General features: G+C 63.3%; 11 protein-coding genes. 6 read left to right on the top strand and 5 right to left on the bottom strand.

Going from position 1 to position 13843, the window contains the following annotated elements; all coding sequences use genetic code 11:
- Nucleotides 1-71 precede the first annotated feature (71 nt).
- From PW947_RS00955 to PW947_RS00945, 3 genes are all read right to left on the bottom strand, one after another.
- A complete protein-coding gene (locus PW947_RS00955; RefSeq protein ID WP_299628832.1) occupies nt 72-1394 on the bottom strand; it encodes an FAD-binding oxidoreductase in 1323 nt (440 codons plus the stop codon).
- 106 nt (nt 1395-1500) lie between these two features.
- Complete coding sequence (locus PW947_RS00950) at nt 1501-2808, bottom strand: MFS transporter (RefSeq protein WP_299628830.1); 1308 nt, start codon at nt 2806-2808, stop codon at nt 1501-1503.
- A gap of 104 nt (nt 2809-2912) precedes the next feature.
- Entirely contained in the window at nt 2913-4343 is a 1431-nt protein-coding gene (locus PW947_RS00945; RefSeq protein WP_299628828.1) for a sulfatase-like hydrolase/transferase, read from the bottom strand.
- Nucleotides 4344-4459: 116 nt separating this feature from the next.
- Between PW947_RS00945 and PW947_RS00940 the strand changes: the two genes are divergently transcribed.
- From PW947_RS00940 to PW947_RS00930, 3 genes are all read left to right on the top strand, one after another.
- Complete coding sequence (locus PW947_RS00940; protein ID WP_299628827.1) at nt 4460-5467, top strand: LysR substrate-binding domain-containing protein; 1008 nt, start codon at nt 4460-4462, stop codon at nt 5465-5467.
- Between the two features lie 321 nt (nt 5468-5788).
- Complete coding sequence (locus PW947_RS00935) at nt 5789-7999, top strand: TonB-dependent siderophore receptor (RefSeq protein WP_299628823.1); 2211 nt, start codon at nt 5789-5791, stop codon at nt 7997-7999.
- A gap of 69 nt (nt 8000-8068) precedes the next feature.
- A complete protein-coding gene (locus PW947_RS00930) occupies nt 8069-8833 on the top strand; it encodes a hypothetical protein (RefSeq protein WP_299628822.1) in 765 nt (254 codons plus the stop codon).
- A 42-nt stretch (nt 8834-8875) separates the two neighbouring features.
- Here PW947_RS00930 and PW947_RS00925 read toward each other — a convergent pair whose 3' ends face one another.
- Both PW947_RS00925 and PW947_RS00920 read right to left on the bottom strand, forming a co-directional pair.
- A complete protein-coding gene (locus tag PW947_RS00925) occupies nt 8876-9562 on the bottom strand; it encodes a DUF5074 domain-containing protein (protein WP_299628820.1) in 687 nt (228 codons plus the stop codon).
- Between the two features lie 9 nt (nt 9563-9571).
- A complete protein-coding gene (locus tag PW947_RS00920; RefSeq protein ID WP_299628818.1) occupies nt 9572-10792 on the bottom strand; it encodes a helix-turn-helix domain-containing protein in 1221 nt (406 codons plus the stop codon).
- Between the two features lie 122 nt (nt 10793-10914).
- Between PW947_RS00920 and PW947_RS00915 the strand changes: the two genes are divergently transcribed.
- The 3 genes from PW947_RS00915 to PW947_RS00905 all read left to right on the top strand — a co-directional run bounded on the left by PW947_RS00915 (nt 10915) and on the right by PW947_RS00905 (nt 13799).
- The gene (locus PW947_RS00915) at nt 10915-11682 is read left to right on the top strand and encodes a DUF899 domain-containing protein (protein ID WP_299628816.1); all 768 of its coding nucleotides are present in this window, start codon (nt 10915-10917) and stop codon (nt 11680-11682) included.
- Between the two features lie 38 nt (nt 11683-11720).
- Nucleotides 11721-12476: a DUF2182 domain-containing protein gene (locus PW947_RS00910; protein ID WP_299628814.1), complete on the top strand. Its 756-nt coding sequence runs from the start codon at nt 11721-11723 to the stop codon at nt 12474-12476.
- A gap of 426 nt (nt 12477-12902) precedes the next feature.
- The gene (locus tag PW947_RS00905) at nt 12903-13799 is read left to right on the top strand and encodes a glycosyltransferase family 9 protein (RefSeq protein WP_299628812.1); all 897 of its coding nucleotides are present in this window, start codon (nt 12903-12905) and stop codon (nt 13797-13799) included.
- Nucleotides 13800-13843 lie beyond the last annotated feature (44 nt).

Here is a 13843-nt window from a genome sequence, read left to right as displayed (position 1 = left end):
CGCTGACGCAAAAACGGCGTGTCCGCGGAAATCCGCGTCACGCCGTTGGGCAGGAGACTGCGCGAAGCTGGTTAGATCAGCACACGATTCGCGTTGAGAATGCCTTGTGGATCGAGCAGGGACTTGAGTTGCTTCATCAACGTCAACTCCGCGTCCGAACGGCTCAGCGGCAGGAACGACTGCTTGATCACGCCGATGCCGTGCTCGGCGGAAATGCAGCCGCCGGCCTCGCTGACAGCCTGATACACGACTTCCTCGACGTGCAGCAGCGCGTCGGCGTCCGCATACGGACCCGACAGCAGATGCAGGTTGCCGTCGCCGAGATGGCCGAAAAACAGATGCGTCTGCGCAGGAAAGCGCGCGCCGAGCGTGTCGTGGACGCGATTGACGAGCGCATCCATCGCGTCCATCGGCACGCCGACGTCGAACGCGGCGTGCGGCTTGAGCTTCGACAGCAACTCGCCGACGGTCTCGCGATACGCCCACAACTGCCGCGAATGATCGATCGATTGCGCGACGATCACGTCCTGAACGAGGCCTGCATCGAGCGCACGTTCGAGCGCGCGTTCGAGTGCGAGCCGGTCGTCTTCGGCCGAGTCGCCGAGCGTTTCGACCAGCACGTAGACCGGATACGCGTCGCCGAACGGCGCTTTCAACGCGGCGATATCCATCGCCGCGCGCATGAAGCCGTCCCACATCAGTTCGAACGACGACAAACCCGGCAACTGCACGCGCAACGCTTTCAGCAGATGCGTCGCGTCGTCGAACGATCCGAGCGCGCACAGCGCCGTATTGGCTGCGGCGGGTTTCGGTTCGAGCTTCAGCACCAGCCGCGTGATGACACCGAGCACGCCTTCGGAGCCGATAAACATCTGTTTCAGGTCGATGCCGGTGGTGTTTTTCGTGACCTTGTTCATCATCGACAGCACGGTGCCGTCGGGCAGCGCGACTTCCATGCCGAGGATCAACTCGCGCATCGTGCCGAAACGTACGACGCGATTGCCGCCCGCGTTGGTCGCGGCGTTGCCGCCGATCTGGCAGGTGCCGCGCGCGCCGAGGTCGAGCGGAAAAAACCAGCCTTCCGCTTCGACTGCGTTCTGCAACTGTTCGAGCGCCAGTCCGGCTTGCACGCTGATCGTGCCGCCGAGCCGGTCGAACGCTTCGATCGCGGTCAGCCGCGACAGCGACAGCGCGACTTCGCCGGGCTGCGGCGTCGCGCCGCCCGCGAGGCCGGTCAGTCCGCCTTGCACCACGACGCTTTGTCCAAAGCTCGCGAGGATGCCGAGTGCGCGCGCGACGTCGGCGGGCGTGCGCGGCATCACGACCATGCCAGGGCGCACGCGCGGCGCGTCGCTCCAGTCGCCCGCGTGCGCATCGAACACGGATGGATCCATGGAGACACAGTCCGCGCCGAGTCGCTCGACCAGAGCGCGATGCAGATCCGCCGACGAAACCGGCGTTGCCGTTGCGACGAAACCAGGTGCGTGATCGTTCATATGCTTAAGCTTGCGACAGCGCGCGATTGACGTGTCCGCTGACGCGCCGGACGCCCGCGCCCGCGATCAGCGCGATCAACGCCACGCCGGTCAGAAAGAGGCCGGGCGCGGCGAGCGAGCCGGTCCGGTGCAGCAGTTGCGTGACGAGCAGCGGCGTGATGCCGGTGAACAGGACGGTCGCCAGATTCAGCGACAGCGCGATACCGCTGAAGCGCACCTGGGTCGGGAACAGGTCGGCGAGCAGGAACGCGTACGCGCCGTTCACGAAGCCGCCGACCGCGCCCATGATCGCAAACGCGGCGAGCGGATCGATGCCGTGCGTGGCGACCAGCCGGTAGAACGGATAGCTGCCGAACACCATCACCAGTGCGCCGACGCGATGCCAGTGACGCGCGGGCACATGATCGCCGAGCCACGCGAAAAACAGCAGCGACGCCGACATCGTCGCGATGCCGAGGTTTTGCCCCGCGCTGGTCGCGCCGGGCGCGTAGTGCAGCACCGTCGTCATATACGACGGCATCACGACGAACAGCAGGCTGTTCGACGCGTTGACGATGCCCGCCACGCCGACGCCGATCGCAATCTGTTTCGGAAACCCGGTCAACACCGTGCGGAACGGCCGCTTCACTTTGTGACTGCGCAGCCGCTGGAATTCGGTGGATTCTTCGAGCGACGTGCGCAACCAGTACGACAGCAGGCCGATCACGCCGCCGAACATGAACGCGATGCGCCAGCCGTAGGTGACGACGTCGACGGGGCTCAGGCTTGCGTGCAGCACCAGACTGATCAGCGTCGCGGTCAGCACGCCGGAGTTCAGGCAAAAGATCACCAGACCGCTGACGAGACTCGCGCGCGCCGGAATTTCCTCGACCACGTAGGTGATCGAGCAGGGCAATTCGCCCGCGAGAAAGAAGCCCTGCGCGAGCCGCAGCAGGATCAGCAGAACCGGCGCGAATACGCCGATGCTCGCGTACGACGGAATCAGCCCGATGCCGATCGTCGATGCGGACATGGCCAGCACGGAGACCAGAAAGATCACGCGACGCCCGTAGCGGTCGCCGAGACTGCTCAACACGATCCCGCCGAGCGGCCGCGACACGTAGCCGATCGCGAACACGCTGAAGGTGCTGATCAGCGACGCAACCGGATCGGACGCAGGGAAAAACTGCCGGGCGATTTCACGCGCGAACACGCCGTAGATAATGAAATCGTAGATTTCCAGCGAGCCGCCCAGGCTCGCGAGAATCACCGTTTTCCACTTGTTTCTGAGTGCGGGCCGCTGAGAGACCGCCGCGATGTCGGCTGAGGCCATGTCTGTCTCCGTCAATATTTTTTATGTGTCGGTGTTACTTCACGATGCCGCTTCTGTTGCGCGTTGAGCCTGCTTTGAGCCTGCTTCGCTGTCACGTTCGCCGGCTATTCGACCGGCACCGGCGTCGCCGCGGGCGTGCCGGTTTTCAGCGCCGCCTCGCGTCCGCCGAACGCTTCGATCAACGCGTCCTGATCGGCTTTCGCGGCGGCGTCGGTGGCTTCGGGATCGAGCAGCGCGTGCAGTTTCGCATCGAACCACGCCAGAATCTCCGCATAGTCCGGATCGGCGGCGACATCGTTCAGTTCTTCCGGATCGACTCGCAGGTCGAACAGTTCCGGCCGCATGCCGACGTAATAGTGGTACTTGAAATCGCGGCTCGCAAGCATGTACGCCGCCGCGTCCGAACCGACCGCATGGTATTCGCTGAACGCGAGACGTTCGGGCTGGTCGGGCAGATTGGCGAGTTTCGCCAGCGATTCGCCCGGTCCGGATTGCAGCGCGGCGTCGCAGCCGGTGAGATCGAGAATCGTGTTCTGGATGTCGATCAGCGAGACCGGCGTGTCGCTCACCTTGCCGACAGGAATGCCCGGTCCCGCGACGATCATCGGCACGCCGGTCGATTCGCGATACATCAGGCATTTGTTCCACATGCCGCGCTTGCCGAGGTTGTCGCCGTGATCGCTGCCGTAGATCACGGTGGTGGTGTCCGCGAGGCCGTGGCGTTCGAGCGCGGCGAGCATCTTGCCGACCTGCGCGTCCATGAACGTGACCAGCGCGAAGTAGCACGCCACCGCGAGACGCCGCCGTTCGTCGCTGCCGATCGCCGCGTCGTGATCCATGTGACGCGCCTGCCGTTCGACCCACGGATGACGCACATAGCCGCTCGACGGATGCAGCAGCGGCATCGGAATATCGCGCGGGTCGTACAGATCCAGATACTGCTGCGGCACGACCAGCGGAAAGTGCGGCGCGACCAGGCCGACGAACAGCGTCCACGGTGTGCTGTCGTCGGTGTGCTGGCCGAGCCAGTCCACGGCGGTATCGGCGACGCGTGCATCGAAGCGGTTGTAGTCGGACGTGCCCGCACCGATCTTGTCGTACAGCGGCGAGCGGCCCATCGTCTCGGGCATCGGATTGCGCACCGAACCCCAGACCTGGCCGATGCCGTCGAGAATATGCACCACGTGTTGTTGCCGCCGAAACCCGACCGGCGCCGCTTCCGACTGGTAATGCAGCTTGCCGATCGATTCCGTCAGCAAGCCGCTTTGCGTCAGATATTGCGCCCAACCGGGCGACGCGCCGTCGTACGCAATCGCATTGTCCCAACAGCGGATATCGTGCACGTAGCGGCCGGTCGCGAGACTCGCGCGCGCCGGCACGCAGATCGGCGAAGGCGTATACGCGTTGCGAAAACGCGTGCCGCGCGCCGCGAGCGCGTCGAGATTCGGTGTCTGGATAAACGGATGGCCCGCGCATCGCATCAGGTCGTGCTGATGTTCGTCGGACAGAATGAAGAGGACGTTGGTGGTTTTCATGTCTGTATCGTGGGCGGCATCTGCAATGCGCCGCGTCTCCTGAAGTCATAGTGGTAGCTGAACGCATGAGAAGCAATTGACATTTTTTGCTGTGCGCATAACCATGAGTTATGTGCGTGTCGCGCGCCACGCTGCACGTTCCGCTTTCCCGCAACCGCTTCTGGACCGCATTCATGGACCCCGTCGAGCGATTCTTCCAGGCCGGGCTGAAGCTCAGCCATCTGCGTCTGTTGACGCTGTTCGACAGCCTCGGACAGATCCGTCTGGTCGCCGAGCGACTCAACGTGACGCAGCCGGCCGTGTCGAAGCAACTGGCCGAACTAGAAGCCGGGCTCGGCGTGCCGGTGCTGGCGCGCAGCGGCAACCGGCTGTATTTCACTGCGGTCGGCGAGACGCTGATGAAGCGCGCCCGCGAGGTGTTTCACCAGCTCGAACAGGCGCGCTACGAGGTCGATTCGCTTAGCAGCGGAATCTCCGGAAAGATTGCGGTCGGGGCGGTGGCGACCGTGATGCCGGTGTTTGCGCCCGAACTGGTGGTGGAACTGAAAAAGCGCGCGCCGCATGTGAACGTGTCGTTTTTCGAGGCCACCAGCGACCGGCTGTTTCCCATGCTGGCTACGGGTGCGCTGGATTTCGTGTTGAGCCGGACCGGGCCGTCGAACCCGGATGCGGCCGGATTTGCGTCGCAAGTGATCGTCGACGATCCGATCGTGATCGTGTGCGGGCGCGATCATCCGCTGGCGACCCGGCGCCATGTCGTCGCCACCGATCTCGCCGGCTTGCCGTGGATACTGCCGCCGCGCGAGGCGCCGACCTGCCTCGCGCTCGAAAGCTGGCTGCGCGAGGCCGGGCTCGCTTTTCCCGACGGCTGCGTTCAATCGATCTCGCTGCAAGCCAACGAAGCAATGCTCGCCAGCTATCCGTTTCTGGCGCTGATGCCGTTGACCGTCGCGCGACGTGGCGCGAATCGCGCGGCACTGACCATCCTGCCGCTGCCGGGCGCGCGTTTTCTCGAAACCGTCCAGCTGTTTTATAACGGCGCGTCGGCGAACCGGGTGGTGCCGGCTGCGTTGGGATGCGTCGCGAGCGTGCAGGAACGGCTTGCGAGTGCGTTGCACGCGTGACACACATCGGCTTTCAATTCCATCTGTTGGGACATGACCGCGCGTTCGGTAAAACGGGTGACAGATCCATCTATCGATCCCGTTCGTCGTCCAAGATCGGCTAAATATCTGTCAAATCTTCGTATCAGGAGTCGTTCTGCCTGATTTTCTGCGCCCGGAAATATCTTTCCAAGCGCTGACGATGCCTTCCCATTTCCTTGCTTTGTTAAATTTTCATAGGTATAAACACCAATCTTTCGCCTAGATAGGAATGATTCGCGTTTGCTTTTGACCGGTCGTTCGCCGTCCGGGCCGTCCTTTGTCTACCTGTACCGATGTCCTATGAATAAGGCTTCAAGCCGCCAGCGCCGCACCACGAAACGCCAACCGCGCTATCGCGCCGTTCGATGCCGACTGACCGTCAGCGCATTGCTGGCGATGATTTCGCCCGCCTTCGCGTATGCCGCCAGCGACGCTGCCGCAAGCGCGGCGGTCGCGGACGGTGCGTCGTCCGTGCCGGCGAATTCCGCGCACGACGGCGGCACGCTCGCACCGGTGACGGTGAAGGGCGCCAACGCGCAAGCCGCCAGTCCGTACGCAGCGAAAACCGTGCAGACCGGCCAGTATCGCGGCCTCGACGCGCTCGACGTGCCCGCGACGGTCAACGTCGTCACGAGCGAGGTGTTGCAGGCGCAGGCCGCCACCGGTCTGTTCGACGCGTTGCGCAATGTCGCGGGGGTCACGCGTCAGCAGTTGAGCGGCATCTCGTACGACCAGTTGTCGATTCGCGGGATTGCGCTCGATAACCGTCAAAGCTATTACCTCGACGGCGTGCTGCCCATCGACAACAATATCTGGATGCCGATGGAGGACAAGGAGCGCGTCGAAGTATTGAAGGGCGCGTCGGCGCTGTATTACGGCTTCACGGTGCCAGCCGGGATCGTCAACATGGTGATGAAGCGGGCGGGCGATACGCCGGTGACGTCGGCGTCGCTGCTGGTCGATTCACACGGCTCCGTGGGCGTGCACGCGGATCTCGCGCGCCGCTTCGGCGCGGACAACCAGTTCGGCATTCGCGTCAACGCGATGGACGAACACGTCGAAACGCCGATCGACGGCGATCGCGGTTATCGCAAGTTCGAAAGCGTCGCGCTCGACTGGAAACCGACCCGCAAGCTGAGCTTCAAGTACGACCTCGAACATATCGATCAACGCGTGGTCGAGCAGGCGGGCATTACGCCGCTGGCTGCGGTGAACGGCGTGATCACGTTGCCGCATCTGCCGGACGCGTCGACGCTGCTGTCGCCGAACGACAAGAAAACCACGTCGACGGCGACCAGCCAGGTGTTACGCGCGGATTACCTGATCAGTGACAACTGGAGCGCGAACGTGTCGATCGGGCAGTCGATCACGCAACGCAACCGGTGGCTGTGGATTCTGCAAAAGTACAACGTCAATACGGGCGTCGGCACCTTGCAAGGCAGCAAGCAGAACGGCCAGTTCTACGAGAACAAGAACGTGCGCGCGGAAATCAACGGCGCGTTCGACACCGGCCGCATTTCGCACGACGTGACGTTCGGCGTGGTCGAGAACTGGCTGTACCAGCCTGATTTCACGACGTACTACTACACCGCAACGCAAAACCTGTATTCGCCGGTCAGCATCACGAACCTGACGGCGGCGGGTTCGAAGGCGTTCTACGCGCAGCACATCAGTAACCGCGGCGCGTACGTTTTCGACCGGATCGGGCTGACCCGGGATCTGCAATTCACCGCAGGCGTGCGCTACTCGGACTACCACGCGACCCAGGCCAATACCGTTACGCAGGACGTGAATCGCACGTCGCCGTCGGCGAGCCTGTTGTACAAACTGACGCCGCAAACCAGCATTTACGCGAGTTATATCGAAGGTCTGGAATCGGGCGGCAGCGCGCCCGCCACGGCATCGAACGCGTATCAGGTGTTGCCGGCCGCGGTCAGCAAGCAGGAAGAAATCGGTATCCGGCATCGTTTCAATAACGACTCGCTGGCATCGATTGCGGTGTTCCAGATCCGTCAGCCTTCGGCTGGCACCGACGCGGACAACGTCTACGCGCTCAACGGTGTCGGACGGTATCGCGGCATCGAGTTCTCGTATCAGGGCGACATCACGCGCGATCTGTCGATCGTGACGACCGGCATGTGGCTGAACGCGGAAATCGTCGACAGCACCGACGCGACCACGCTCGGCAAGCGTCCGGAAAACACGCCGAGTTATACCGGCAGTGTGTTCCTGAACTACCGTGTGCCGCACGTCACGGGGCTTTCGGTGAATGGCGGTGCGTATTTCATCGGCGCGCGTCCGATCAACGATGCGAATCAGGCGACGATTCCCGGCTACACGTTGTTCTCCGCAGGCGCGCGTTACGCGACCCGCATTCTCGGCCGCAACGCCACGTTCCAGCTGAACGTCGAGAACGCGTTCAACAAGCATTACTGGGCGTCGGCGGGTTCGAGCCAGTTGGGGATTGGCCTGGAGCGGACCGTGTCGCTGACCTCGACGTTCGACTTCTGACGAAGCGCACGCACCGGCGATGGTTTGCACGCGTCCGTAAACTGTAACTGCAACAGGAACACAATCCGTATGTTCAGCAAGATGTCGAAATCCGTTCAATCCGTCGGCGCGCGCGCTGCGCTCACGTTGCTGGCAACTGCGGTCGCGATGGCGAGTTCGGGTGCCGCCGCCGCGCCGCCCGATGCGAGCACGCAGCAGGTGACGAATCACAAGAATGTGCTGTACGTGACGCGTCTCACGCATCGCGACCGCGAAGAAGACGACAAGGTGCGCGCCCATCTCGAACAGCGCGGGATGACTGTCACGATGGTCGATCAAAGTGCGCCCGTCAGCGCTTCCGAGGGCGAGGATCTGGTGATTATCTCGTCGGTGGTCAGCGCCCGCGATATGGTCGGCACGGCCTTTCGCGACGTGCCCGTGCCGCTGCTGACGTGGGAATCGGATCTGTTCGATTCGCTACGTTTTACCGGCCAGAAGAAGGGCGAGGATTTCGGCGAAGTGTCGAAAGAGCACTACGTGAATGTCGTCAATGCACCGAGTCCGCTCGCGGGCGGCGTCGCGGCAGGCAAGCGCTGGGTCTATCCGCGTGACGACGAAATGGGTTGGGGCCGACCCGCGCCGGGCGCAACCGTGATCGCGACGATTTGCGGCGAGCCGACGCATGCCGTGCTGTTCGGCTACGAAAAAGGCGCAACGATGGATTACGACTTTATTGCGCCCGCACGACGCGTCGCGGTGTTTCTGGGCAACCGCTCATTCGAAAAGCTGAGTCCGGACGGCGCCGCGATGTTCGACGCCGCGCTCGACTGGGCCGTGACGCCGCCGCAGAAGTAACCGAACGGTTTCGTCCCGCGCATGCACGCGCATGCGCGGGCGTCACTCGCTCGTCGAGTCTACGGGTTCGTTTGCATCGCGCGCATCCGGGGTGTCGCGTTTCGGGCGACGTACCGCTCTGAATCTGCCACTGGTGCCACCGCCGCAAAAGAAGCGCTCGCCACCATCCGATTCAAGTCCCGAAACGGCCACACCGTCGGGCATTGCCACGCTCTCCAGCACCTTGCCCGTCTGCGCATCGATGCGGCGCAATTCGCTCGCCTCGTCTTCCCATGTGCCGTGCCACAGTTCACCATCGACCCACGTGACGCCCGTCACGAAACGGTCCGACGTAATGCTGCGGAGAATTTCACCGGTCTCGGGATCGATCTGATAAATCTTCCGTTCGCGATTCTGCCCGACCCACAGCGTGCCTTCGGCCCACGTCAGTCCCGAATCGTTGCCGCCGCCTGGGGCGGGAATCGTTGCGAGCACGTCGCCCGTTTGCGGATCGAGTTTCTGGATGCGGCCGTCTGAAATCTGGAAGAGGTGTCGGCCGTCGAACGCGGTGCCCGCTTGCGCGATCGCGTCGAATGAGCGCAATTGGGCACCGCTTTCCGGATCGACCGCGTTCAGCTTGTCGCCGGACGCGAACCACACGCGCTCGCCGTCGAAGGTGAGCCCATGCACACTGTCGATACCCGGAAAGGGTCCATATTCACGGACGATTTCGGCTTTTGATCGTTTCATGATGCCATCCTAATCATCCTGAAGAGATGCGGGGAGTAACAACGTCGTCGCGAATCCGGGCAATGGCGGACTGGTCCAGCGGCGCGCGCGTCCGCCGCCGAACGATTGCACCTTGCCGGCCGTGGCCAGCGCGTCGAGCGCGCGCTGCACGCTGCGCTGGCTTGCGCCGAGCGCGAGCGCGAGGCCGGAACTCGACCACGATTCGCCGTCGGCGAGAAACGCGAGCAAGGCCGCGTGTTTTTCATCGACCGGCCGCGCGAGCACGACGACCTCGCGTGCATCATGCGGGTCGAGCGCAAAGCCGTGGCGGGTTGCGACGACGCCGCAGATCGACGCGAGGGCCGTGCGCAGCCGTCCTATTTCGACACGCAACCGCACGCGATGCGATTCGTCGATCTGCCGGATGCCGAACGCGCGCTCGACCAGCGCGCCGCGCGACACATCGGCGGGCCACGCTTCGCCCAACACACGCGCGAGCGTGAACAGCACCGGACGCCGCGCCAGCGACACCGTCGCGCGCGGATCGCGGACCACGTGACGGCATGCATCGACCACCAGCGCCTTCGACGCCAGCAAGGCCTCCACTTCATCGAGCAGAAGCGGACGCGCCTCGCCACGCGCGATCAGGCGAGCCGCAGGCATATCGAGCAGCGTGAAGGCCTGCTCGACCTCCGCCGACAGCGCCGGAATGCGCGCCTGTTGCGCCGCACGCCGGGCGTGTTCGAGCGCGGCGCGCGCGGCATGCGCCTGCACGCGGCGCATTGCGATCCCGGCCACGGCCAGTTGATGCGCGGTTCGCGATGCAGGCGGCAATGACGCCGGATCGAGGTGGGCGAGCCGGGTTTCGGCGTCGTCGAGGCGGCCGGTCAGCAGCAACCGGCGAATCTCCAGATAGCGCGCGTGCGCCGCGTTTGCGAAGTCGCCGTGGGCTTCCAGCGTGACGCGCGCGGCTTCGAGGTGGTGCGCCGGCCAGTTCAGGTCGCGCGATGCGAGCGCAATCTCCGCTTCCGCGACCACGCATCGGGCGCGGGCTGCGGCGTGCTTCGGGCCGAACGCGCGCGCGGCGCTGCGCACTAGCGTTTTGGCGCGCGCGAGATCGCCGAGTTGCGCCATCGCGATACCGCGCAGCGCGAGCGCGGACGCGTCGTCGCGCAATGCGACGCGGTCGAGCGCGCCGAGCGGATCACCCGCCGCGAGTGCACGCGCGGCGGCTGCGATCAGCGTGTCCATCGTGTATCCAATCCCGCCACACTTGTCACTCCCGCAGGCTTAAACCCGGTACTAATCTATCACGACGATCAACCCAGACGTCGCGCCGGATTCGACGTCTGACACGCCCGATGGAGGCATAGATGACGACGCACACAACCGGAACCCGTGAAGACTGGCTCGCCGCGCGGATCGATCTGCTCGCAGCGGAAAAAGAATTGACGCAGCGCAGCGATGTACTCGCGCGGCAGCGGCAGGCGCTGCCGTGGGTACGGATCGACAAGACGTATCGCTTCGAAACGGAAGCGGGCAGCGCGACGCTCGCCGATCTGTTTCGCGGGCGCTCGCAACTGCTGGTCTACCACTTTATGTTCGGACCCGACTACAAGGCGGGATGCCCGTCGTGCTCGTCGATTGCGGATAGTTTCGACGGCTTCGCGATCCATCTGGCGAATCACGACGTAACCTTGTCGGCCGTATCGCGTGCGCCGTTCGCGAAGTTGCAGGCTTACCGGCAACGGATGGGCTGGACGTTTCCGTGGGCGTCGTCATCGGAAGGCGACTTCAATTTCGACTTCGACGTGGCCTTCACCGATGCACAGCAACGTGGCGGCGAAGTCGCCTACAACTATCAGCGCGGTGGTCACGCGATGGATGAGGCTACCGTGCCCGAACCCGTTCGCCAGTTCGCCGCCACCTGCGGCACCGATGCGGCAACCTACACGCTCGACCGCCCAGGCATGAGCGCGTTCGTGCGGGAAGACGGCATGATCTATCACACCTATTCGACGTATGCGCGCGGACTGGACGCACTGTGGGGCATGTATCAGTGGCTCGATCGTGCGCCGAAGGGGCGCAACGAGAGCGACGGCCCGTGGTGGCGTCGTCATGACGAATACGGGCCGCGTTGAGGCGCGCCGTGTCGCGATCGATGTATACCGGCGCGTTCGTGCTGATATTCGCAGCGAGCGCCGGGCTGACGCTGCGATGGTGCGCGTCGATGTCGTCGATGGGCGACATGCCGATGCCCGGCGGCTGGGGTATGTCGATGGCGTGGATGCGCACGTGCGGACAGACCTGGTTGGGCGTCGCTGTATCGTTCATCGCGATGTGGGCATCGATGATGGTCGCGATGATGACGCCTTCGCTCGGACCCGCGCTGTGGCGCTATCGGCGGGCGCAACGGGACATGGCGCATACGGATGCGCGCGTGGCATGCGCGGGCGTCGCTTACTGCTGCGTGTGGATCGCGTTGGGCATCGTAGTGTTTCCGCTCGGCGCAATAGTCTCGGCACTGACGATGCAGTTTTCTTCGCTTGCCTGCGCCGTGCCGTTTGCGACTGGGAGTGTGGTCGCGATCGCGGGTGCGCTGCAATTGACTCTATGGAAAACGCGGCGCCTCGCGTGCTGTCGGACCGTGGCGACGCGCTGCTGCGCAGCGGCTTCGGATGAACGTCGCGCAGCGAGTGCGTGGCGCGACGGATGGCGGTTCGGCGTGCGGTGTTGTGCGTGCTGCGCGCCGCTGACGGCGGTTCTGCTGATGCTCGGCGTGATGAATGTGCGTGCAATGATCGGCGTGACGATACTGATTACCGCCGAGCGTCTCGCGCCGAGCGGTTCGCGTGTTGCGAAAGCGGCGGGTGTGATCGTCATGGCAGCGGGCGGCGTATTGATCGCGCGAGCTGTCATATTGAACGTCGCCTAGAAAACTAGAAAACCCAAAATGCGAATCATCGTTTAACAGTCTGCAAGACAATTATTACGACTGTGATTTACCTATCACCGCACATCACCACGCAGCGCGGTTCTCGCGCACGCAATATCACCGCCAGTAATGGATGAAAGGAGCGGCAAGACAGCCGAAACCTCAAGAAATCCCTCGGCTGGCATCATGCGCTCACTGTTATTCAGGTCGTCACCGCATAAAACCAGATGGACGCTGACTGCGAGTTTGCGCGGTTCCTGGTATCACCCGCGCCGTAGTTCGCCGGAATCCGGCATGCGTGCTGCGATATTCTTCTCACGGAAGTAAATGGTTCGGATCACTGACAGCGTGAATGCGCGATGTCAGGTGTCGACGCACGCCTGTACGTTCGGCTGCCCGATGTGTCCGATATTCAAAGGTGCAAGAATGAAATCGACGCTGCAACGCGCCCGATCGGTCGCGGTCGTCACGCCCACTGCAATCGGCGATTCGTTGCTGATGATGGTGCTGGTGAATAACCTGATTCGCAATGGTTATCGGCCGGTTGTCGTGAGCTGGGTCGTTGCGGATCTCGCCGCGTGGTTTCCCGGCGTCGTTGTCCATGCCGGTCACGAATGCGCCGCCCAGTTCGATCTGGTAATCCAGTTACGCGCAACGGATGCCGGGCGCGCACTGTCGATCGACGGCACGGTTTGCGAACTGGTGCAATTGCCGTCGTTCAATGAGCCCGAACATATGATCGACAAGCTCGTCGGCGTCGCGCAACACGCATTCGGTCTGTCATATCTCACGCGTCATAACGGCATTGCGTTGCCGCCGCATATCCGCTTCCGGCTCTTCGAACATCGCGTCGCGATTCATCCCACCGGCAGTCATGCCGAGAAAATCTGGCCACGCAAAAAATTTGCAGGACTGGCGGAAAAGCTCTTGCAACAAGGGCTGAACGCATCGTTTCTGGTGGCGCCAGCAGAGAAGTCCGAGTGGCTGGCCGACGACGCAGTCGCTTCGTCGGTGCAATCGTTTGCAAAGCTAGGTGACGTCGCGCAGTGGATCGCGGAGTCCGGCTGGTTTATCGGCAACGACTCGGGACTCGGTCATCTCGCATCGGCACTCGACGTGCCGACTGTTTCGCTTTTCATGCGTCGCGGACTCGCTCGAACATGGCGACCCGCGTGGGGACGTGGCGCGGTCGTGTTGCCGCGCAACGTCTTTGTTTCGGCCTATCTCAAGGAGCGGTTCTGGAAACTGGGCCTCTCCGTGCAACGGGTCGTGCAGTCGTTCGAGCGTCTCAAAACCGACAAGGCGGCAAGTAAGGCGAGTTGATCATAGCCGCGTATTTGCGTCGTCGAGACCCTCGCGTTCTCCCA

The organism is Paraburkholderia sp. (genome assembly GCF_028283785.1).
Taxonomy (GTDB): domain Bacteria; phylum Pseudomonadota; class Gammaproteobacteria; order Burkholderiales; family Burkholderiaceae; genus Paraburkholderia.
This window is presented reverse-complemented; position numbering and strand designations above follow the sequence as displayed.